This window comes from Eisenbergiella tayi (genome assembly GCF_001881565.1).
GTDB lineage: Bacteria > Bacillota > Clostridia > Lachnospirales > Lachnospiraceae > Eisenbergiella > Eisenbergiella tayi.
Map to the genome: position 1 here is coordinate 185,150 of NZ_MPDJ01000010.1, position 23,073 is coordinate 208,222.

General features: G+C 43.9%; 22 protein-coding genes. 1 reads left to right on the top strand and 21 read right to left on the bottom strand.

Features of this window, described 5'->3' with window-relative positions:
- Positions 1 to 3: 3 nt before the first annotated feature.
- The 5 genes from ylxM to BLA28_RS28075 all read right to left on the bottom strand — a co-directional run bounded on the left by ylxM (position 4) and on the right by BLA28_RS28075 (position 3,895).
- On the bottom strand, positions 4 to 318 hold the full coding sequence (gene ylxM / locus BLA28_RS28055) for a YlxM family DNA-binding protein (protein WP_009256419.1): 315 nt from the start codon (positions 316 to 318) through the stop codon (positions 4 to 6).
- Between the two features lie 168 nt (positions 319 to 486).
- Complete coding sequence (locus BLA28_RS28060; protein ID WP_069159528.1) at positions 487 to 1,524, bottom strand: acyltransferase; 1,038 nt, start codon at positions 1,522 to 1,524, stop codon at positions 487 to 489.
- Positions 1,525 to 1,683: 159 nt separating this feature from the next.
- Complete coding sequence (locus tag BLA28_RS28065; RefSeq protein WP_242880665.1) at positions 1,684 to 1,905, bottom strand: hypothetical protein; 222 nt, start codon at positions 1,903 to 1,905, stop codon at positions 1,684 to 1,686.
- A gap of 267 nt (positions 1,906 to 2,172) precedes the next feature.
- Complete coding sequence (gene prfH / locus BLA28_RS28070) at positions 2,173 to 2,772, bottom strand: peptide chain release factor H (protein WP_069159527.1); 600 nt, start codon at positions 2,770 to 2,772, stop codon at positions 2,173 to 2,175.
- Between the two features lie 13 nt (positions 2,773 to 2,785).
- Positions 2,786 to 3,895, bottom strand: a complete 1,110-nt coding sequence (locus BLA28_RS28075; protein WP_069159526.1) for an RtcB family protein — start codon at positions 3,893 to 3,895, stop codon at positions 2,786 to 2,788.
- A gap of 368 nt (positions 3,896 to 4,263) precedes the next feature.
- Here BLA28_RS28075 and BLA28_RS28080 point away from each other — a divergent pair, with 368 nt between their 5' ends.
- Positions 4,264 to 4,881 carry a histidine phosphatase family protein gene (locus BLA28_RS28080; RefSeq protein ID WP_069159525.1) on the top strand — a complete coding sequence of 206 codons (618 nt, stop codon included), beginning with the start codon at positions 4,264 to 4,266 and terminating at the stop codon, positions 4,879 to 4,881.
- On the opposite strand, the gene BLA28_RS28085 is transcribed toward BLA28_RS28080, so the two are convergent.
- The 16 genes from BLA28_RS28085 to BLA28_RS28160 form a co-directional block, all read right to left on the bottom strand.
- On the bottom strand, positions 4,803 to 5,390 hold the full coding sequence (locus BLA28_RS28085) for a hypothetical protein (protein ID WP_069159524.1): 588 nt from the start codon (positions 5,388 to 5,390) through the stop codon (positions 4,803 to 4,805). The two genes, BLA28_RS28080 and BLA28_RS28085, sit on opposite strands and share 79 nt — an antisense overlap.
- Positions 5,391 to 5,425: 35 nt before the next feature.
- The gene (locus BLA28_RS28090; RefSeq protein ID WP_069159523.1) at positions 5,426 to 6,172 is read right to left on the bottom strand and encodes an alpha/beta hydrolase; all 747 of its coding nucleotides are present in this window, start codon (positions 6,170 to 6,172) and stop codon (positions 5,426 to 5,428) included.
- Entirely contained in the window at positions 6,150 to 7,964 is a 1,815-nt protein-coding gene (locus BLA28_RS28095) for a sensor histidine kinase (RefSeq protein WP_069159522.1), read from the bottom strand. The genes BLA28_RS28090 and BLA28_RS28095 overlap by 23 nt, the downstream gene beginning before the upstream one ends.
- Before the next feature lie 59 nt (positions 7,965 to 8,023).
- Entirely contained in the window at positions 8,024 to 9,496 is a 1,473-nt protein-coding gene (locus BLA28_RS28100; protein ID WP_069159521.1) for a response regulator, read from the bottom strand.
- A gap of 9 nt (positions 9,497 to 9,505) precedes the next feature.
- The gene (locus BLA28_RS28105) at positions 9,506 to 10,324 is read right to left on the bottom strand and encodes a carbohydrate ABC transporter permease (protein ID WP_069159520.1); all 819 of its coding nucleotides are present in this window, start codon (positions 10,322 to 10,324) and stop codon (positions 9,506 to 9,508) included.
- Positions 10,325 to 10,328: 4 nt separating this feature from the next.
- Positions 10,329 to 11,246, bottom strand: a complete 918-nt coding sequence (locus tag BLA28_RS28110) for a carbohydrate ABC transporter permease (RefSeq protein ID WP_069159519.1) — start codon at positions 11,244 to 11,246, stop codon at positions 10,329 to 10,331.
- A 63-nt stretch (positions 11,247 to 11,309) separates the two neighbouring features.
- Complete coding sequence (locus BLA28_RS28115) at positions 11,310 to 12,683, bottom strand: ABC transporter substrate-binding protein (RefSeq protein ID WP_069159518.1); 1,374 nt, start codon at positions 12,681 to 12,683, stop codon at positions 11,310 to 11,312.
- A gap of 136 nt (positions 12,684 to 12,819) precedes the next feature.
- Positions 12,820 to 13,701 carry a YitT family protein gene (locus tag BLA28_RS28120; protein ID WP_035617422.1) on the bottom strand — a complete coding sequence of 294 codons (882 nt, stop codon included), beginning with the start codon at positions 13,699 to 13,701 and terminating at the stop codon, positions 12,820 to 12,822.
- A gap of 155 nt (positions 13,702 to 13,856) precedes the next feature.
- On the bottom strand, positions 13,857 to 15,068 hold the full coding sequence (ilvA, locus tag BLA28_RS28125) for a threonine ammonia-lyase (protein ID WP_044970979.1): 1,212 nt from the start codon (positions 15,066 to 15,068) through the stop codon (positions 13,857 to 13,859).
- A 74-nt stretch (positions 15,069 to 15,142) separates the two neighbouring features.
- On the bottom strand, positions 15,143 to 16,156 hold the full coding sequence (ftsY, locus tag BLA28_RS28130) for a signal recognition particle-docking protein FtsY (protein ID WP_071699667.1): 1,014 nt from the start codon (positions 16,154 to 16,156) through the stop codon (positions 15,143 to 15,145).
- Positions 16,157 to 16,193: 37 nt separating this feature from the next.
- The gene (gene smc, locus BLA28_RS28135; RefSeq protein WP_069159517.1) at positions 16,194 to 19,754 is read right to left on the bottom strand and encodes a chromosome segregation protein SMC; all 3,561 of its coding nucleotides are present in this window, start codon (positions 19,752 to 19,754) and stop codon (positions 16,194 to 16,196) included.
- A 5-nt stretch (positions 19,755 to 19,759) separates the two neighbouring features.
- Entirely contained in the window at positions 19,760 to 20,521 is a 762-nt protein-coding gene (gene rnc / locus BLA28_RS28140; protein WP_069154732.1) for a ribonuclease III, read from the bottom strand.
- Between the two features lie 93 nt (positions 20,522 to 20,614).
- Positions 20,615 to 20,842, bottom strand: coding sequence for an acyl carrier protein (acpP, locus tag BLA28_RS28145; protein ID WP_016359696.1), 228 nt, complete (start codon positions 20,840 to 20,842; stop codon positions 20,615 to 20,617).
- 15 nt (positions 20,843 to 20,857) lie between these two features.
- Positions 20,858 to 21,901: a phosphate acyltransferase PlsX gene (plsX, locus tag BLA28_RS28150; RefSeq protein WP_009256443.1), complete on the bottom strand. Its 1,044-nt coding sequence runs from the start codon at positions 21,899 to 21,901 to the stop codon at positions 20,858 to 20,860.
- 235 nt (positions 21,902 to 22,136) lie between these two features.
- The gene (rpmF, locus tag BLA28_RS28155) at positions 22,137 to 22,319 is read right to left on the bottom strand and encodes a 50S ribosomal protein L32 (RefSeq protein ID WP_009256444.1); all 183 of its coding nucleotides are present in this window, start codon (positions 22,317 to 22,319) and stop codon (positions 22,137 to 22,139) included.
- Between the two features lie 3 nt (positions 22,320 to 22,322).
- Positions 22,323 to 22,847 carry a YceD family protein gene (locus tag BLA28_RS28160; RefSeq protein WP_044970196.1) on the bottom strand — a complete coding sequence of 175 codons (525 nt, stop codon included), beginning with the start codon at positions 22,845 to 22,847 and terminating at the stop codon, positions 22,323 to 22,325.
- Positions 22,848 to 23,073 lie beyond the last annotated feature (226 nt).

Below are 23,073 nucleotides of genomic sequence, written 5' to 3' on the forward strand. Positions count from 1 at the left end.
TCTTTACAGTTCTTCTAAAATGTCATCCGCCAGCTTTTTCACTGCTTCTTCAGATGACAACAGCTTAATTTGTTCCAGCTTTTCCTTAATATTCCTGAATCTCTCCATCAGGTGCAGCTTGCTTTCGTATTCCTCCAGCGTCTTGTCACACCTTTTTATCAAATCATGAACTCCCTGCCTGCTGATTCCCGCTTCCTGGGCAATCTCGCTTAAAGACATGTCATTCATAACCACATCCTCGTAAATATGGCGCTGATGCTCTGTGAGCAGTTCACCATAAAAATCATATAACAGACCCTGTTCCACTATCTTTTCCATTTTTTCCCATCCTGTGCCTGTTATCTGTTTCCTTTACGCTGCCTGAGCAGACTCTGTCCTCCCGCTGCATGGATTATCTTACTATATGAGGGAAGAGGTGTCAAGTATTTTTTCTTGACAAACCCATTTTCCTTTCTATAGGTGAAAGAAGTAAATGTACAAGATATTTTAATGCAGCATTGCTATTTTCCTGACAAACGGTATGCGGTCAACTGCAAATGCCCCAAAAAGACTGACTGTAAAAGTAAATATCGTTAAGGTTGGTACTGAATTAATGGCGGGATATGAAATAGTAGTAATACCGATAAGATTTAACTTTTCTATCACAAACATATGGAACATATAAATGAAAAAGGTATAACCGGACAGTTTTTGCCATATAGAAACCCTTTTCACCTTATTAAACATCTTACCGTATTTAAAGCAGATAAAAATGGCAGCACTCATAATAAGAATATTCAGAGAAGCAGGACTGAACCATCTCTCTACATATGCAGCCGTCCCTATACTGTCCCGGACTGTCAGCCAGGCCGTCGCAGCCACTGCCGCAATTCCCATTGCGTAAATAATCCATCGGGTTTTTCTCTTAATATCAGTCACGTTCAGATAATATCCTAATAAGAAATAGCCAAAATTACCGACAAGGATATCCAGACCAAGGCTGTCTATCCTTGCCTGGATTGTATCCAGATGAAATATATCTGTCAGACAGGGCAGCAGGAATTTGAATACTGTCCATAGAATCAGATAATACTGTAATACATCTTTTTTCGCACATATTTGCCTTGCTATTGGAATCAATATGTAAAAGCCAATCAGTATTTGAATAAACCACATATGGGTATGTCCAAATATAAACCGCTGTACCGATGCTGCCCATACTTCCTTTGTAACCGCTCCGTGAAGTGCATCAATTGCCACGCCTTGAAAAGCGTAAAAGGCCGACCAGACATAAAATAATACCAGTAATTTCAAAATCCGTTTTCCTATTGCCAAATTTTCTTTTTGTGGTGAAACAAGAAAAAGTCCGCTTAACATAAAGAAAACAGGAACCGCGAAACGGGTTAAGCTATTATAAATTGTCATAATTAAAAATTCTTTGCTATGTACATCCACAACACTCCAGTAACTGGCTGATACATGCAGCAGTACTATGGAAAAACATGCAATAACTCTTAAAATATCATACTTTGTAATTCTGTTCATACTTTCCCCTCTCTTTTATCGAAACAAGATTTTTTCCAAACTAAACATCTCCTATATAGTCTCATTTTCTTTTCGCCGCTTGTTCAGCACCCCTTCTATAAACTTAGCGGTATACCCACCAGCTCTTGCAATTTTGGCACGTTCGCGCCGATCTGTTGTCTACTTCGCCAGATCTGCTATAAATTCAGGACGATACAGCCGCATGGGGCAATCAATTTTGTCGCCGCGGAAATATTTAAACAATTTCAGCATGGCATCACGGCCAATGAATTCGAAAAGTTCAAGATAGCTGTCATTTAATGCTTCAGCTTCATTCCCATCGACATTAAATGCCCGGTAAACAGCTTCTTCATTTACATTATCCAAATCAATATTAATCATTTTCCTTCACCTCTCACTTTTATCACAGATTTTAGCAATTCTTTTTTCCATAAATCCAGTTATGAAAAGGAACTTTTAAAGGCTCTTTATATTCTCCTTTAAAAGTTCCTTTTCCATTTTTGGATCATAAAAAGCCCCTATGCCAAAATCAGCACAGGGGCTTTTATAGTTATATAAACATAATATATCGTTATTCACACCGCATATACGGTGCACAAGTGTACGATATGTATCGTACCAGTTATAAGTCCCTATTCGCCTCCTTTCCTAATCCTTTCTTTTCTTTAAGACGAATTTTTCTCCTTCATAAGTTCGTATCGGGTTTCCCCTGACGATCCGATTATGCTCACGCCAAGCAGTATTTTCCTGTTTTTCTTTCTGCTCCTTCTGCAATCCGGAAAGCTTTTCCTGCAGCCTCTCCATAGCCTTCTGCTTATTCAGGTACTGGCTTCGTTCCTCGGTGGACTGGGATACGAGCCCAGTCGGAATATGAATAATCCGCACCCCTGTTTCTACCTTGTTTACATTCTGTCCGCCTTTTCCTCCGCTATGGAATTTCTCGATACGGTATTCCTTATCCAACGCCACCTCAGACTGTTCCGGGATTATGCTCATATCTACATACCAGTTTTTTCTTTTATGGTTCCTTCGGAACGGACTTTGACAAATCCATTGTACCGTCCCTTCAAGGCTGCTCAGATTATGCTCTGTCCGGAAACGGATGGAATCAAAGCAGCCTTTCTCATAACCCTTTGTCTCCGATACTATTTCCAAATCCCCATATTCCTTTTTCAATGCCTCGAACAGTTTTGCGACCGCCAGCTGGCATTCGGATGGTCCCTGACCCGCGCTGATTTGAATAATCATACTCTGTTTTCTCCTATTTGGGGTTTCCTGCCTTAAAATTATAGACAGGCTTCAATATCTCTGTTACTTCAACACTATCTTTGATCTGTTCCGCAATTTCCTCTATGGAACGATAGGCAAAAGGTGCTTCATCCAGTGTTTCTGTGCCAATACAGCTGCTGTAAATACCCTTCATTTCCTTTTTAAATTCCGATACTGTATGCTGGTTCTTTACGTCTTCACGTTTCATTTTTCTTCCGGAGCCATGCGGAGCAGAATAATTCCATTCTTCATTTCCCTTCCCAATACCTAAAATAGCCCCTTCTTTCATATTAGCCGGGATAATTACCTTTTCTCCGTTTCGTGCAGAAACAGTACCTTTATGGAGTATTCCTGAAGTATCCAGATAATTGTGCTCCGCCGAAAAATGTTCCACTGCTTTCCACTTCATTCCCTTTACGATTTCCCTGACGATAATCTGTCTGTTCCATTCTGCATACTTCTGGATAATCTGAACATCCTCCATGTAATCCGCCCTGTACGTTCCTTCCAGATAGCTCATGTAATAGGGGATTTCTTTTCCCTGTTCTTTCAGGCAGCTGTTTGCCAGCTTTGTATAGTATTCGGCTACCTCCTCCCCCAAATGTCTGCTTCCCGTATGGATTACAAGATACATACTGCCATCCGTTCCCTTATCAAGTTCAATAAAATGATTTCCGCCTCCCAGTGTACCAAGGCTCCTGTCTGCCCTTTCCCTGTTGATATGTCCCAGACAGTGAAGCCCTTCGTAAGAAAATTCCTCTGCCATGTGGTGTGGCTCTTTCCGGACGGAAAAGCCTGATGGTATCTTCTCACGGATGACCTTATCCAGCTTTTGAAACTCTATATTTGCTTTTTTCAGCTTCACACAGGTCATGCCGCAGCCAATATCAACACCCAAAAGCTGGGGAATTATTTTATCCGTTACCGTCATGGAAAGTCCGATGGGGCCTACTTTGCCTGGATGGATATCCGGCATCAGACGGATTATACTTCCCTCTGCAACCTCGTTGTCACATATCATTTTAACCTGTGCTTCCGCATAGTCCTCCACATCATCCGTAAATATTTTTGCCTCGGCGTAAATACCTTTCACTGTTTTCATATACTATTTCTCCCTAAAAATGGGTACAAAAAAAGCACCTCAAAGGTGCCCTTTGCAAATCCTGCTTCTATACAGCTATCTATTGTATACAAGGACTGCCATACCTTTGATTGTCAGTTTCTCTCTATTGTTTTGATTTTTGCTGTTCCGCTGCATGGCAAGCCCTCCTTTCATGAATCAATCTTAATTATCAATAACGAGTAAATGCTATCATATAAATTAAGTATTTGCAAGTAATAATTTTAAATAGGTTTGTATCATAAAACTTGATAACGCAAAAGCAGTTTGTTAGAATGAATATATATTCGGAATTCAGCAGAATCCCCTTTGCTTTAGGGATTGATGCAGGACACAAAGGATAATAAATTATGATAATTTATCTGATTCGCCATGGTGAAACTGATTGGAATTTGCAGGGACGGCTGCAGGGACGGGAAGATATTCCTTTAAATAAAACCGGTATACAACAGGCAATAGCCTGCGGCAAAGCTCTGCAGACCATCGAGTTTCAATCCATACAGACCAGCCCCCTGCTTCGGGCTAAAGAAACTGCAGAAATAATAGCTTCCCGGCAAAATTGCCAGTTATGTGTTAATTCAAAACTGATCGAACGGGATTTTGGCCTCTTATCGGGTTTAACCCCTCTCGAAAGACAGACTTTTGAAAAAGAAGACAGGCCAGATGGAATGGAACCCTGGGATGTCCTGGCAAAACGGGCATTAATGGCAATTAATGAGCTTGGGGAGACTTATCCCAACGATAAGATAGCCATAATATCTCACGGCGCATGGATTAATGCCTTGCTTGCAGTGATTTCCAGGCATGAAATTGGTTCCGGCAAGACCAGCTTAAAGAATGCGTGCATCAGTCTGCTGTATAGAGAAAAAAGCGAATGGGAAATAGGCTTCTATAATTTAACAGCTGATGAAGTTTCCCCTTCGTTATACCAAAACTCCATTGAATTTTCATCAAATACCCAGAATTGACTCTTAAAATGATGGTTCATACATTTCTCATATTTTATTATTTCAGCTCGAAATTCCTCATATTTCAGCACTCGTTTTTCTATTTGAAGCAGCAAGGCGAACCAATCCTTCCGATAATCATCTCTGGGATCCCTCTCATTAATCGGGATATTTAGTCCTGCTTTATACTCCGGAGTTGAAATGGTATATTCAAAACTTATATCATGGGCTATATCTTCTAATAAATGATTTTTTGCCTTTTCTCCGTCCTTGGTTAAAAGCAGTTCATTCTCCCCGCCTCTGTCTCCCATTGCAATATCATAGAAACCTTCCATTCTGTGATATCCTTTATATCTCTGATAAGGAATACATATCGCTGTATTATTATCAACCTGATGTTCAATGATATTTAAGGGCACATCGGGAATGTCCGCTTCAAAAATACGATTCTTTATATCCGCTATAAGGTTATCCCATACTTGCTTTTCAAAATCATTCATACTGTACATACATAAATCATGTAACGTCATCCTGCCCCTCCTATCTAATACATTTCTGCTTTTTATCAAAACTCCGTTTCAGAAATAATAAAATCATAAATAATGTCCATCATTTCCTTCTGATAAAAAGCATCTGCACCATGTCCTTCCTGTTCAAGCACATAATAATCCGCCCGAACCCCTACCTCGTTTAACCGCTCATATAATTTATCACTCTGTTCTATATCTACCAGGTCATCCTCCGTTCCATGAAAAATTAAAAACGGCGGTGCATTTTCCGATATTTTCGGGGAAAACAAATCCACTGCGCCATAAAAATCTATCACGCCCCTTACCCCGCTGCCTTTTTCTTCTCCTCCGGATCTATTTTCTTCCTCTTCCGTCACTCCGGCCATTACAGCCAGTGCGCCTCCTGCAGATTCTCCCGAAATAAATACCTTATCCGGGTCAACAGCATATTTTTCAGCATTTCCCTTAAAATACCGTATCGCCGTCTTCACATCCTGAAGGGCCGCAGGCAGCTCTGCCTCGTTAAGTGTCCGGTACTCGATGCTGGCCACAATAACTCCTCTTCTGGCCAATTCCATCCATTGAGGCCACCAGACATCCTTATCCATTACCTGAAAAGCGCCTCCGCATATCCATATAATCAAAGGATATACTTTTCCGTCTGTCCGATCTTTCGGCATAACAATGCTGGCCCTTAAATCTCTATAGGTGGCATTATACCAATACGGTACAGTAGCATATGTTATATTTGTAACCAAAGACCAGCATTTCTGGGCAGTCTTAACCTTCCTGTAATTTTTCATTTTTCCCGTCTCCTTTTTCTCCTGCCTCTGTATATTCCAGAGGGAAACCAACAGCTACAGCCGTTCCTTTATCCGGTTCACTTTTCACTTCAAAATAGTATGTGTCTTTATAAAACAAAGACAGACGATGGCAGATATTTTCAATACTGATGGAATGGATTTTGGAGGAGTGCTTTCGTTTATCCTTCCTTTTCAATATCTCCTTAACTCTGTCAGCATCCATTCCTTCCCCGTCATCCTCCAATACAAAATTCAGGTAATTATCCTTTTCAAAAACAGTAAGTTCAATGACTCCGAATTCTTTGGACAGCACGCCGTGATTCAATGCATTTTCAATAAGCGGCTGCAGTATCAGCCTGGGCATTGCATGAGAATACAGTTTTTCATCTGCGCGGATTATCATTTCAAACCGGCCCGGATAACGGATCTGCTGAAGTTCCACATAAATTTTTATATCCCGGATTTCTTCTCCTAAAGTGGTTATAACCCCATCAATACCGGATTTCATGTTGTTTTGAAGAAGCTGTATAAAAAGCTGGAGCAGCCGTTCCGCTTTCTGAGCCTCTCCTGCCTTGGAAAGGTAGATTGCAGAATTTAATGTATTATAAATGAAGTGGGGGTTAATCTGTGCCATCAGGATGCTCATCTGCAAATCAGCCCGCTCCCGTTCCGCTGCTTTCAAATCCTTCATCTGTCTTTCAAGACTCACTGCCATGCTATTGAAAATTTCTGTGAGCGTACCTATTTCATCCGCATTTTCTGACTGCAGGTGAACATCCAGATGGCCTTCTGAGATCTTTCTTGCAGCATTGGATAAAGCCTTTATGGGATTGATTAACTGCCTGGAGAAAAAGATTACTGCAAGGATAGAAAGAGGCAGACTTATTAAGAACAGCAGCATAAAAAACAGGAAAATGTTTTTTTCTTCCTTATGCAGCCTGGAATTAGGCATAAACATAATAAGCTGCAATCCGTTATCCAATTGCCCCGTCAGAAAATACCCTTCCCTTCCGGATATAATTCTTTTAATTCCGCCATCCTTTTTTTCAATGACCTCTTCCATATATTCGATGATTTCAGGCGTTTTTTCTCCTGATTCCGCCAGAATTTCATCATTCCCATTAAGAATTGCGCACCAGGAAAATTCATAATTGCTTTCATAGACCAAATCCTCAAAAGATTCCTGTTCGATATGAAGCAGAATCATCCCGACGGATTCCTGATTTGTGTAATAATTTCCGAAATCGCAGGCATAGGTAATAATGTTATCGTAATAAACATTTCGGGCAAGCAGTTCATGGGCTCCGGAAAAGCTTCGGTTTTGCTTTTGATCCATGATCTGCCGGAACCAGGAATCATCCCCTATGGAATGCAGAGAATTCAGGTTACTGGCATCACTGGTAAATACACTGCCGTTCCATAAAACTATTTCAATACATACACATTCGCTTCTGAGCAATTCATATTCTCTAAGTATTGTATAAATATTTTTTGATCTTTTAACTGATTGCGACTGTGATAATTCCTTCTCCGTCAATTCCTTCTGCAGATCCTTATCTGCCGCAATTAAAATCGCATACTGCCTGAGATCATTTTCATATCTTTCCATTTGTTTTGCAGTAAAAGAAATAACACCCTCATAATCCTCCAGAATTTTTTCCTGTACGGAATGTATCATATACCAGGCAGAGAAGCCATAGCTGATTAATATAAGTATCGAAAGCAGAACTGCCACTGCAGCAACGAATTTTGATCCGATGGAGTGTTTAAACCTGAAAATATAATTCTTCATTCTGCCATACCCCTCCGTAACTGTCTGCATACGGCCGCCGCGCTGCCATTGAAATACTTCTATCTGGACTTATACTCTCCGGGTGATATCCCCGTCAGCTGGTGAAACACCCTGCAGAAATGCTGGCTGCTGGTAAAACCGCACTGTTCTGCCACCTCATAAATTTTACTGCGGTCTTCATCCAGTAATTTCTTAGCCGCTTCAATTCTGTAATACATGATGTATTCTTTTACTGTACATGAGTACCTCTGTTTGAAGATATAGCGCAGATACCCATCGCTTACATTCAGCTTTTCGGCAATAACTGAACTCGATAAATCTTCCGCATAATGGCTCATAATATATTGGGCGGCTTTTTCCGCTTTATCATCTGCGGTATTCTTTCCCCCTCCTTTTTCCAGAAACAGCCGGCATCCTTTCAGTACCTGCTCTGCAGAAACAACAGGAATCTCTGAATCCATTCGTTTCAAAAATCTGTCTGCCTTTAGCTCTTCCACTATACTTCTGAAAAAAACCACATTTTCTTCCCTGACATACCAATTGGCATTCTTTCCCATGTCCAGCCATTCTGCTATATCTTTGTCTCTTTCCAGATATCCGTAATTTTTCTGCAGAAGGCAATCCGGTACTATTTCTTCTAATCTTCTGTAATCTTCCTCTTCCAGACAAAGCTTTCTTTTCCACAAAAAGCTTTGCGGCATTTTTTTCAGTCTGCCGCACGCTTCCAATAAGTCCGATCCGTTTTTAAGGGAACTGCTGAAATAACAGACCGCCTGTTTCCCCGCCAGTATCCTGCTTCTCTTTTCCAGTTCACCAAAAAAGCTCATTCTGTCCTTATGATACATAGACCAGGACGACGGCCTGTTATATTCTGCAGCAATACCATACGTATAATCTTCCAGCCTTGTAAATGCCTTTATTTTTATATCAGGAAGAGTATCAAAGCAAAAATCGCTTTCTTTCAGATAGGAAACTTCTTCCTCCCCCATGAAAACAGACCAGGAACGAAGGCTCATCAACACAAAAAAGTAATCGGAGGACGGATTCATCCATCCTTTTGCAGCGGGCCCTTCTTCCGCTTTTTTTCCTTCTCTTGCCTCTTCCCAGACAGAACGGAGCCAATCATTCCACATCACTTTTTCATAATGTGCTTTGGAAGATATTTTTCCCTCAATTTTCCTGAGAACTTCTTCCAGTTTATCATTATCAATCTCATGTTTTACCAAAAAATAAGATATTCCTATCTGAATCGCTTCTTTTACATACTCAAATTCCTGGTATGCCGTCATAATTACAATGTTTGTATCCGGGCAGATTTCCAGCAGCTTCCTGCTTAACTCAAGACCGTCCATCCTGGGCATTCTGATATCAACAAAAACAATCTCCGGCTTTTCCCTTTTAAAAAGCTCCATCGCTTTTGATACAGTCAATGCATACCCTGTAATCTCACAGTCAAATAATTCCCATGCATCCAGGCTTTTCAGATATTCAATAGAAAGGATCTCATCATCAATAAGCAATACCTTATTCATCGGCCATTCTCATCCTTTCACTGCTCCCTCCGTAAGCCCTCGTATGAAATCTTTGGAAAATACAGCAAAAGCTGCAATGAGAGGGACTACAGAAATTAAAAGTCCGGTTATCTGTGCTGCAATATCCTTCTTATGTTCATTTCCCAGCGACTGTATATACAACGGTATGGTATAATTATCCGCCTTATTGATCATTACAAGAGGAAGCAGGTAAGAATTCCAGGACCACAAAAAAATCAACAGGCACAATGATATAATTGCAGGTTTGATACATGGCAGGACAATGCGGCAGAAAATCATAAATTCATTGCAGCCGTCCAGTCTGGCACTTTCCACCAGCTCCATCTGCAGGGAGTTTTTCAGATACTGGGTAATCCAGAAAACCCCGAATCCGCTGGGAAGCCAGATTAATATAAGAGGGATCAGAGTACCCGATAAATGAAGCGCCTTCATTTCCTGCATATATCCTATAATTCCCAGTACCGGCGGTACCATCATCGTAAGAAGTACAAAGTTGTATATCACTTTTTTCAGCCGGAACTCATAAGCTGCCAAACCATAACCCGCCATTAGGCTGATGCTTACCGAAGCTGTCATGGACAAAAAAGAAACGAGAAAACTGTTCCTGAACGATATCCAGAAGGTTTTATTTAATGCAGTCGTAATATTCTGCAGCAGATACTTTCCCGGGAGAAGAGATAAGCCGAGCATCACTTCATCCGTAGAATGAGTTGCCATAATCAGCGTATAATAAAACGGTACGAAGGAAATCAGAGATACAATAACAATAGCAATCACCTTCGGCGCCTTTTTCCATGTGCTATGCATCCGCTCACTCTCCTTTCTCTCTGAGAAGTCTGATATTTATGAACGATATAGCGGCTATTATAATCAGCATGCTGAACGCAATTGCCGCACCATAGCCGTATCTTGAATTATTCTGGAAGGAACAGTCATAAAAATACCAGACAATGGTAAGCAGCGTCCTGCCCGGCCCGCCGACAATGGTGGAACCGGAACCGGAAACCAGTGTTTTGGCTTCATCAAACAGCTGAAATCCGCCGATTGCTCCCTGAACGACTACAAACGTAGTGATAGGGCGGAGCAAAGGGAGGGTTATCTTAAAAAATGACTGAACGGCATTGGCTCCGTCCACCTTGGCCGCATCATAATATTCACTGTTTATTGTGGATAAACCGGAGAGATATAATACCATAAAATATCCAAAATTTTTCCATATACAGATTAATATTACTACAATAAAGGCATATTTACTATCTCCCAGCCAGTTTATGTTTTCACTGGTTATTCCCAGTTTGGTGAGAATTCCGTTTACCGCGCCTATATTGGTATTGAACATATTGGCGAAAATAAGCCCGATAGCCACAGGCATTGTTATATACGGGAGGAAATTAATAGTCTGTATCAGCTGCCTTCCTTTTACAATATTAAACATCAATACCGCCACCAGCAGGCCGCTGATAATGGTCAGAGGCATCGCAATCACCATGATTTTTACTGTGTTTACTATGGATTTCCAAAAAAGAGGATCCTGTGTAAACACTCTTATATAGTTATTAAAGCCAACGAAAACCTTATCATTTAATCTGACAGCAGTCCAATCCGTAAAGCTTATAACAAAAGAATACAGCATAGGATACATATAAAAAGCCAGATAAGACAGCAGGAACGGCATTACAAACAAATAAGGCCATTTTCCTAATTTTTTTATTCCTCTCTTCTTTTTCATCGCCCCTCCTTCTGAAAAAGCGGGAATCGTATCTTCCCAATTCCCGCTTTTCTCCCTCTTTCTTTACTTGATTGTCACATCAGGTATCTTCGCCTGTAAATCCGCTTTAAATTCCTCCATGGCATCTTCTGCTGACATACCGGAATCGGCCGCCATCATCTGAACTACCATATTAACCGAATCAGATACCAGATTGTCGTAAATAGAAAGACTTGCTTCCGGAACATCAGGGGCGATTTCTTCCATCATAAATGTATTAATTTCCTGCTCTCCAAAATTAGGCCTGGTTCCTTTCGTATAATCAGGGTCATCATAAAATGCCTTTACCGGTAAGAAAAATCCGGAATCCTCCTTCATATACTTTGCCCCCTCAGGAGTAAGCAATATCCAGGAAATGAAGTCCCATGCTTCTTCCTTCATATCGGAATTTTTATAAATTCCATAACAGGTTCCTCCCCAGCCAAATCCGCCTCCTGCGGGAGTAAACATTCCCCAGTTATCCACTCCTTCCGGATCATATGGCTCCACCCAATAGGTTACGCTCCAGGATGCACCAGGGAAAAAGATAACGGAACCGTCGGCAAAGGAGTTGGACCATTCCATTGAATATTGTGCCAGATTACCGCAGGCATTGGCCTCGCGCAGCTTTTCAACGGTTTCAAATACCTTTTCTACCTTACCGGTTACATTCACATCTCCATTTTCATCCACATTATTAATATTACGCTGCTGCTGCATCATCATATTGGAGACATCCTGAAGTCCGGGGAACAAAACAACATTCCCTCCGCTTTCCTCGTAAACCTTTGCGCCCCACTCAATATAGTCATCGTAGGTCTGAAACATACTTTCCAGTTCTTCTTTATCATCCGTTCCCAGATACTCTCTGGCCAGATCCTTTTTATACATCATAAAAGCCGGATTCAATGCATTTTCTATGCCAATAACCTGATCTTCCGCATTCGTGATCGAAGATATTGTGGAATCCAACAGTACAGAACGGTCAAAATCATAGGGCTCCGCTTCCAGATTCTCCCAGATATCCAAAGCGAACGCACTGCCTCTCCATCCCATTTCTGCCATAAGAATATCCGGCATATTCCCGCCGGAAGCATATCCCTGCTGCAGCTTTGTCAGGTAGTCTTCGACCGAAACCACAACCTCTTCAAACTGCCAGTCTGCATCCGGATGTGATGCAAGAAACGCTTCCTGTACCTTATTAAATTGTCCCGGCGCCCATGTCCAGAGAACCAGTTTTTTTCTTTCACCGGAATTACTGTTTTGTGTCTTTTCAGCCGATGCTTCGGTCTGAACGGATTCTGCAGCAGAACTCTGTTCCGGGATATCTCCTTTGCCGGAGGAAGAACTGCAGCCTCCGAGAAGTCCGACTGCCAGACCAACCGTGAGAATGACTGATATTATTTTTTCCTTTTTCATGAAATACCCTCCTTCTTAATTATCATATAATTATCATAGCAGGCATTTCCATGATTTTTATTTTCATTTCTGTATATTTTGTGTCTGATTTGCATGTTTTGCACAAACAGACAATTTATCTGCTGACAGAAAAAAACTATAACTTCTCACTGAAGATATTCTTATATCCTTCCCCATAAATCTCCGTAGCGCTGGAAACAATCATAAAGGCCAGAGGATCCTCTTCCTTCACGATTTCTTCCGCCTTAGGAGCCATGGTATTGCGCATGACACACATAATCACCTGCTTGGGATTATTGCTGTATGCTCCTTTTCCTTCCAGGTAAGTCACGCCGATATCCAGTTCCTCCAGCAGCCTTGCCGTAATTTTTTCCGAACAGTCGCTGATAATATAAATCAGCTTAGCCTCGTCCCTTCCATAAAGGACTGCATCAAACATGATGCTGCAGACTACCACCGCCAGTATGGCATACATGATCGTGTCAAAATCTCCGAACACGAAAAGGGATGCGGATACAATCAGAATATCTGTAACGAAAAAAAGCCTTCCTGTCTTCAGATGCTTATATTTCAGCCGTAAAAATTTTACGATGATATCGGTTCCTCCGGTAGTCGCACCGGCCTTAAAAACAATCCCCAGTCCAATAGCCATCAGGATTCCGCCGGCCAGGGCTGCCAGCAAAGGCTGTGACGTCAGCGCCCCGAAACGGGTAAAATAATTGGTGAATACCGAGCACATAAATGTGGCATAAATCGTAGAAATAATAAAACGCAGGCCAAATTTCCATAATCCCGCTATAAGTATAGGTATATTGATCAAAAGCATGCCTGTACCTGTAGGCAGTCCGGTCAGACGATTAATAATAACTGCGATACCGGTAACTCCGCCGGGCGCCAGGTTATTGGGATCCAGAAACAGGCTGATACTCACGCCATAAATACATGCTGCCGCCGTAATCATGAGATAATCAAATATCCGCCTCTTTACCGTCTTCTTTTCCTTAAATTCTTCTGCCACAATATACCTCCTTCTTAAATACGGCCGGAAATGGAAAAAACCGCATAATAATCTTACGCGGTTTAATCCGTGCAGCATCCTGCACTTCTTTCCTATCAACACAAACAACTTCCGGAGAAAAAGAACCGTCCGGATCATTTTCTGCATTCTGTCTCTTAAATATTCGTTCTCACGCTTTTGGGTTTATAGCCTTCTCTTTCAAGAGCAGATATGATCTGCTGCTTATGTTCGGTTCCGAAGGCTTCCAGTGTAATCCGCAGCTCCACAGCAGCGCTGCGGTTAATGGAAACAAACTGGTTATGCTCCAGCTTGATTACGTTGCCGTTTTCTTTGGCAATTACATCTGCCACACGGGATAACTCGCCCGGTTTATCCGGAAGAAGAACGGATACGGTAAAAATACGATCTCTGAAAATAAGGCCGTGCTGTACCACGGAAGACATCGTGATAACATCCATATTGCCGCCGCTTAAAATGGATACCACCTTTTTATTTTTCACATCCAGATGTTTCAGAGCCGCCACAGTAAGCAATCCTGAATTTTCCACTATCATCTTATGATTTTCAACCATATCGAGGAAAGCCACTACCAGTTCTTCGTCCTCAATGGTTATGATTTCATCAATATTCTGCTGAATATAAGGGAAAATAATACTTCCGGGGGTTTTCACCGCCGTGCCGTCCGCGATTGTGTTCACATGATCCAGAGTTACCACCTTGCCCTTTTCCAGTGATGCCTGCATACAGTTTGCTCCGGCAGGCTCCACACCGATCACATGGATTTTGGGATTCAGCAGCTTGGCAAGAGTGGATACACCGGTAGCGAGTCCGCCTCCGCCCACCGGCACGAGGATATAATCCACCAGGGGAAGTTCTTTGAAAATTTCCATCATGATGGTTCCCTGGCCGGTTGCAACCACGGGATCATCAAACGGATGAATGAAGGTGTAGCCCATTTCTTCTGCCAGCTCATAAGCTTTGGCACAGGCTTCATCATAAACATCTCCGTAAAGCACAACCTCCGCCCCGTAGTTTTTCGTACGGTTTACTTTCATTAAGGGTGTCGTGGTAGGCATCACAATAACTGACTTGCAGCCGTATGACTTGGCAGCATAAGCTACGCCCTGGGCATGGTTTCCTGCAGATGCGGTAATCAGCCCCTTGCCGCGTTCCTCCTCCGTAAGCGTGCTTATCTTGTAATAAGCGCCGCGCAGCTTATAGGCTCCCGTAAGCTGCATATTTTCCGGTTTGAAGTATACCTTGTTTCCCGACTGGTTGCTGAAATATTCACTGTATACCAGTTTGGTCTCCTGTGTTACTTTTTTTACCACCTCGGAAGCTTCTTCGAATTTCTCCAGGGTAAGCATCTTGCTTTCTTCCATTTTTTCCTCCATTCCGGTGTCTGTACGGATAAACCGTTCCGCGCAGGTCCTGGTACTTTTTATTCTTCTTCTGTTTTTCCGTCAAACAGGGCGTTCACGAACTGTTCCGGATCGAATTTCTGCAGATCCTCCATATCTTCGCCCACTCCGATATATTTTACAGGCACATTCAACTCAGACTGTATTGCCACCGCAATGCCGCCCTTGGCCGTGCCGTCCATTTTGGTGAGGATAATACCGGTCAGTTCCGCCGCCTCTCCGAATTCCCTTGCCTGGGCAAGGGCGTTCTGACCTGTGGTTCCGTCAAGCACCACCAGGTTTTCCCTGTGGGCATCAGGGAATTCACGGTCGATAATGCGGTTAATCTTTTTCAGTTCTTCCATCAGGTTCTTTTTATTATGAAGTCTTCCTGCGGTATCACACAGCAGTACATCCACATGTCTGGCCTTGGCGGCATTCACCGCATCGAAAACCACGCTTGCCGGGTCGGAGCCTTCTGCGCCGCCTATCATATCCACACCGGCCCGGTTGGCCCAGCCGGCAAGCTGCTCGCCCGCCGCCGCCCGGAAGGTATCCGCTGCCGCAATCAGGACTTTCCTTCCCTGATCCTTCAAAATACCGGCAAGCTTTCCGACGGAGGTGGTTTTTCCTACGCCGTTCACTCCTATAACCAGAATGACCGACTGCTTTTTTTCAAAGTCATAAGCGGTTTCTCCCACCTGCATCTGCTCGCGTATGCTGTCAATCAGAAGCTGCTTACAGGCAGCAGGCTCTTTGATATGCTGCTCCTTCACCTGTTTTTTCAGACGCTGCAGAATATCCGAGGTGGCGTTGACGCCAATATCCCCCATGATCAGGATTTCTTCCAGTTCTTCATAAAATTCATCGTCAATAGCAGAAAATCCGTTAAAGACAGAATCAATCCCATTTACGATATTATTTCTCGTTTTATTCAGCCCTTCCTTCAGTCGGGCAAAAAAACCTTTTTTTTCTCCGGAATTCTTCACATCCCCAGAGTTTTTGTCTTCCGAGGAATTCTTATTTTCCGTGGAATCTTTGTATTCCATGCTCATATCCACTCTCCTTCACCGTTTTCGTCTTCCATTAAAGTCAATTCTCTATCTCTTTCTCAATCAGGCTGACACTTACCAAAGTAGAAACGCCCTTTTCCTGCATGGTAATACCATACAGTCTGTCGGCTTTTTCCATGGTTCCTCTTCGGTGTGTTATGACGATGAACTGGGTGTACTTCGTCAGCTTATGTAAATAATTGGCAAACCTCCCTACATTGCTGTCATCCAGGGCGGCTTCTATCTCATCCAGCAGACAGAAGGGCGAAGGCTTCAGATTCTGAATGGCGAACAGCAGGGATATGGCTGTCAGAGCCTTCTCTCCACCGGAAAGCTGCATCATATTCTGCAGCTTTTTCCCCGGAGGCTGGGCGATGATACGAATTCCTGCTTCCAGGATATCCTCATCCTCCATCAGCTCCAGCGTTCCTTTTCCGCCTCCGAACAGTTCCTTGAAAACCTTATCGAATTCCTGGCTGATCTGGGCGAATTTTTCCCTGAACTGCTTCCGCATGGCTTCATCCAGCTCCAGGATGATACCCTTCAGGGTTTCCTCTGCCTTAATCAAATCATCGTGCTGGTTTTTCAGGAAGGTATAACGTTCCATAAGATTTTTGTAATCTTCGATAGCGTTGACATTCACATCTCCAAGCCTTCTGATCTGATCCTTTAATGATGTAATTTCTTTTTTCATGGCGGTCAAATCCTGAAGTTCCTCATTCTTAAGCGCCGCCGCGTCACTCAGAGTGATTTCGTATTCATCCCACATATAGTTGATCTGGGCTTCTACGGACTCTTCCAGCTTTTCCTGCTGCGCACTCAGCCTGTAAACTTCTTTATCAAGCCCTGAGAGCCGTTCCGCAAGGCTTTCCCTGTCCGCAAAAAAGTTCTTCTGCCTGCCGGCAAGAACCTCTTTCCGCTCCATATCAGCCTTCAGCTTCTCTTCCCCGCTGTTCTGGTTCGTATAAGAGGCGTTTATGGTTTCCTGCAGAGCCAGGATGTCGGCCTCTTTACGGGCTATTTCCTGTCTGCCCGCTTCCATTCCTTCTTCAATTTCTTTCAGTTCCGCGGTGAATTTCTGAATATCCCCCCTGATACGATCCAGGTTGGTCTGCTCAAAGCCCTGCTTCTGCCGGATCTTTTCCACTTCCAAATCCCACTCGGACACTCTGGAGCTATGAAGATTTTCTTCTTCCTTCCTTTCCTCCAGTTCCTTCTGGGCCATATGGATCCTGCTGTCCACATCCTTTTCCAGCAGTTCGGAGGCTTCCAGCTCTCTCCGTATTTCTTCTTTTCCGTTCTGGATTTCTTCAATCTGAGAAGCTATTTCTCTCTGCTCGTTCTGGAGATCTCCGTAGCCCTGTTCGGTCTGTTCCTTCTTTTCCCTGGCAGCAGCCACATTCATCCTCGCGGTATTCTGATGGATAAATTCTTCCTGGAGCGATGCCTTCGTCTGCTCAAGCTCCATCCGCAGCTTGTTTCGGCGCTGTTTGGTCTTTTCAATATCATCCAGCAGGATATCGATGGATTTCAGAGTTTCCCTGACTTTTGTTTCCAGCTCCGCCATCTCCCGGCGTCTTCCCAGCAGATTACTGTTGTTTTTATAAGCGCCGCCGCTGATGGAACCTCCGGGATTAAAAAGCTCTCCCTCCAGCGTCACCATACGGAGGCTGTATTTATATTTGCGGGCAATCCTTACCGCATTGTCCACATTGTCAATCACAACAATCCTTCCGAGCAGGGATGCCGCCACATCCCGATATCGCTCCTCCGTATTCACCAGGGTATCCGCAAGGCCCAGCACGCCCGGTTCGCTCAAAACCTCCTTCATGCGGAATTCCTGTCTGTTGCGAATGCTTGTCAGCGGAAGAAAGGTAGCCCTTCCCGCTTTATTCTGCTTCAGGAAAGCGATCATTTCCTTGGCTGTCTCTTCTGTTTCCGTAACGATATTCTGTATGCTTCCCCCAAGGGCTGTCTCTATGGCAACTTCATATTTCTTTTCTACCTTGATCAGATCCGCAACCACACCGATAATACCGGAATTGCTGCTTTTGCGCTCCATGACACGCTTAACGCTTCCCCCATAGCCTTCATAACGCTCTGTCAGGTTTGAAAGGGCATCCAGCCTGGATTTATCCTGATGGTAAACCACCTGGGTATCCCGCAGCTTCTGATCCTTTTGGGAAAGCTCATCTCTTATCTGATTCAGCTCTTCCTCCAGAACCGACTGCCTGTCGTTAAACTCAGAAATATTATCATTAATCCGCAGGAATTCTTCCTCCAGCTTACGGATCAGATCCTCCTGCTGGGCTTCATCGGATTTCGCACGTAAAAGACGTGAATTTAATTCCGCCCTGCGTATCTGGATCTGTTCCAGCATGGTATCAAAACGGCCCATACGTGACTTAATGGTAGCACGTTCATTCAATGCGGTAATGATTGAATTTTTACCATTTTCTATATTCGCATTTAATTCATCTATCTGGGCCTGTACTCTGGCAAGCTCCGCCTTTGCTTCTTCCCTGGCTTCCTCCAGCTGTGACAGATGAGCGTCCACTTCGGCCTTATCCTCCAGAATAGCCGCTTCATTCCTGCTGCGCGCCTCAATTTCCCGCTGCAGGTTTTCCTGCCGGCTCAGCAAATGGTTTTCATTGCCTCTTACCGAATTGATCTGTTCCTTAAGGACATTGATTTCCCCTTCCAGCTTTCCCCGGAGCATCCCGGTATCTGTAAGCTGGGAACGTTCTTCTTCTATCTGCTTGTCAAGCTGCTCTATTTCCGCCTGTACCTGTTCATACTCTTCTTTGATATGCTCATATTTGGATGTTGTTTCCTGCAGATCGCCGGACGCAATTTCATATTTTTCCTTCACGCCTGCCAGCTGATCCTTAAGTCTGGCATTTTCCAAAAGGAATACATTCACATCCAGATCCTTCAGCTGTTCTTTTTTCTTCAGATAGATTCTTGCCTTTTCCGACTGCTTTTCCAAAGGCTCCACCTGTTTTTCCAGTTCGGACAGGATATCGCTGACACGCAGTAGGTTCTGCTTTTCATCCTCCAGCTTTTTCTGAGCGGCGGATTTCCGCCTTTTAAACTTTACAATACCTGCGGCCTCGTCAAAAAGCTCTCTTCTTTCCTCCGGCTTTCCGCTGAGGATTTTATCGATCTGCCCCTGTCCAATAATGGAATAGCCTTCTTTGCCAATACCTGTGTCATAAAAAAGCTCGTTTACATCTTTCAGCCTGACAGGAGAACCATTCATCAGATATTCGCTCTCACCGGAACGATAAATACGCCTGGCCACCGTCACCTCATCAAAATCAATGGCAAGCTGATGATCCCGGTTGTCCAGAGTGATCGCCACATAAGCGTATCCCATGGGCTTTCGTATTTCCGTGCCGGAGAAGATGACATCCTGCATGGAGGCGCCCCTCAATTGCTTGATTCGCTGTTCTCCCAAAACCCAGCGAACCGCATCCGCAACATTACTTTTACCGCTGCCGTTGGGACCCACAATGCCGGTTATTCCGTTATGAAACTGAAAAGTTATTTTGTTGGCAAAGGATTTGAATCCGTGTATCTCTATGCTTTTTAAATACATTAGTTTTAATCCTTATTTTCTATGGAAGGCTTTGCCTCCATGGAATGTATTCCTTCTATGGATTTTTCGGCTTCCATGTTCTTCCGCAGGGCCAGAATCGCCTCATAGGCGGCCTGCTGTTCCGCCGCTTTTTTGGTGCGTCCCTTTCCTTTTCCGATGACCTTGTTATTCAGCACGGCATCCACCAGAAATTCCTTATCATGATCCGGCCCCTCTTCACCGGTGAGCGCATAAACAAATTCGGCTTCAGGCATGGTCTGGATCATCTCCTGAAGCACCGTTTTACTGTCGTAAAAAAGAATTTTATTCTCCAGATCCGAAAGTACAAACCGGTGGATAAAATCATGGGCCGCCTGAAAACCGCCGTCCAGATACAGGGCTCCGATAACCGCCTCCATGGCATCTGAAGTGATGGAATCCCTCCCTCTGCCGCCGGTGGCCTCTTCTCCTTTACCCAGGAGCATGTACTGGCCCAGTTCCAGATCTCTGGCGCAATAAGCCAGCGCAGGCTCGCATACCATGGAGGAACGCAGCTTGGTCAGCTTTCCCTCCGGCATTTCGGGGTTCTCGGAAAAAAGGAATTCACTGGAAACCAGTTCCAGCACAGCATCCCCTAAAAACTCAAGGCGCTCATAGTCCTCCAGCTTATTGATTTTTTGTTCGTTGGCAAAGGAGCTGTGGGTCAACGCCTGACGCAGAAGCATTTTGTCCCGAAAAACATACCCGATCTTTTTCTCCAGCCCTTCCAATGTATATTTTATACTCATAAGGTCCTTTCCACAATTAAAAAGCCCTGTCCAGGTTTCCCCGCTACGGGCTTTTTCCACATATTTTTCAAAGTGGCGCTTGTTTCCAGCCGCTTAATTGCTGTTTTTTATCAATTCAACCGCTTCTCCCACCGTGCTGATCCGTTCCGCATCAGCCGATGAAATTTCGATTCCGAATTCTTCTTCAATCCCCATAACAATCTGGAAAACATCCAGGGAATCTGCGCACAGGTCATCAATGAAAGTGGTGTCAACCGTTATTTCCTTGGGATCCACACATAATACTTCCGCAATGATAGTTCTGAGCTTGTCAAGTTCCATATCCTTCGTCCTTTCTTACTCGGCCGCACCGGAAATCACTTTCTGGATTTTGCCGTTAATATCCTGTTCCTTAAAGGTCACGCACTGCAGGATAGTATTTTTGATCTCCACGGCTTTTGAACTGCCATGGGTCTTTACCACCAGCCCTTTAAGACCGAGCAAGGGAGCGCCGCCATACTGTTCCAGATCAAAAGCCTTCAGCGTCTGCTTTAAGGCCGGCTTTACAAGAAGGGCTCCTATTTTGCTTCTCAGGTTCACCATCATGCCGCCCTTTACTTTTTTAATCAGTGTGGAACCCACTCCTTCATACAGCTTCAGAACTACATTTCCGACGAATGCTTCACAAACCACCACATCCGCCGCTCCGGCAGGGATATCCCTGGCCTCTATGCTTCCGATAAAATTAATATCGGAACATGCCTTCAGCATGGGAAAGGTTTCTTTAACCAGCGCATTTCCCTTTTCTTCCTCCGCGCCGATATTTACAATCCCTACCTTCGGGTTCTTAATTCCCATTACATTTTCCATATAAATGGAACCCATTTTGGCAAACTGCACCAGCTGGGACGGTTTTGCATCCACATTGGCGCCGCAGTCAATAAGAAGGGAAGCCCCTTTTTCCGTAGGAATCAAAGGCGCGAGCGGAGGACGCTCCACTCCCTTGCTCCGGCCCACGATAACCTGTCCGCCTGCCAGCACTGCGCCCGTGCTCCCTGCGGAAACAAAGGCATCACACTTGCCTTCCCTCACCATGTACAAACCTTTTACAATGGAGGAATCCTTCTTACCGCGGATAGCCGCTACCGGAGGCTCCGCCATGGCAATCACTTCCGTTGCATTCACGACCTCCACCTGCTCCTGAGGATAGGTATATTTGGATAACTCCGCCTTTACCTGCTCTTCCTTACCCACCAGAAACACCTTAATCTTCTTTTCCGCGCAGACAGCATCTACCGCGCCTTTTACTATCTCACCGGGCGCATTATCCCCACCCATGGCGTCCACCGCCACTTTTACATAATCAGCCATTTTCATATCCCTTTCTGTATATCCTGCCATATCCGCTCAAACCTCGCAGCCAGGCTCCGGCAATTCCCGCCTCCATAAAGGCCGGCCGGTGACGGACAAAGCCCACCTGCGGAATTTGAGTATCCTCTATAAATATACTAGACATGCCTGTAAAAATCAAGCGAATTGTCCTTTTGGTGTGTCCTTGCCAAATGATAATTGACATAAAAAAAGCTTTCCTGAAGAATTAATATCCTCAGGAAAGCTTTTGCTTGTTTTCTTTTCATTAAGCTTCTGTGTTAATGATCTCTCTCTTGTTGTAAGAGCCACAAGCCTTGCATACTCTGTGGGGCATCATCAGAGCGCCGCATTTGCTGCACTTAACCAGAGTCGGAGCACTCATTTTCCAGTTTGCTCTTCTCTTATCTCTTCTTGATTTGGAAGATTTATTCTTAGGACAGATAGACATTACTTACACCTCCTTGTTCTCGCGAAAGATATCCATAATTGCTGCCATTCTGGGATCCGGAACGAAAGTATCGCAATCACATTTTCCTTCATTCAAATCTTTTCCGCAGACACTGCAAAGTCCTTTGCAGTCCTCTTTACAGAGGATTTTCATCGGCCAGCATGTAATGATTTCATTGCTTATCAGGCTGTCTACATTCAGCTGATATCCTTCCAGAAATCCACGCTCCTCATCCTGCTCCTGCTCATCCGCCACATCGGGCGATACAGCCTGAGCTGAAAACTGAAGTGTAAATTCCTTTGTTACTTCCCGAAGGCATCTGTCACACTTTAATTCTACCTTCACTGCCGCTTCTGCTTCTATGGATGCTCTTCCCTGCCCGGTATTGGTAAGGGTGAGCGTCACCGGTGATTTTTCCAGTATTCTGAAATCTTCACCCTGAAAGCATATGCTTGTCAACTCCAGCGGAACTTCTTTGACAACAGATTTTTCTTCTTCTGTAAAGACATCTGTCATATTGATTAACATAGTAGACTCCCAACGAATCCGGCTAAACCGAATCTCATTCGCACTTCAACAATTATACATAACCGGAAACACTTTGTCAACCACCAAATTCAAAAGGATTCCCGGATTATTGTAGGATTACAATACATGTGTTACACCAGTATAAATAAAAAATACGAGAACAGATTTTTGTGTTATATTTGAATCACCACAACACAAATAAATACAAAGGAGTCTGTTCTCGCAT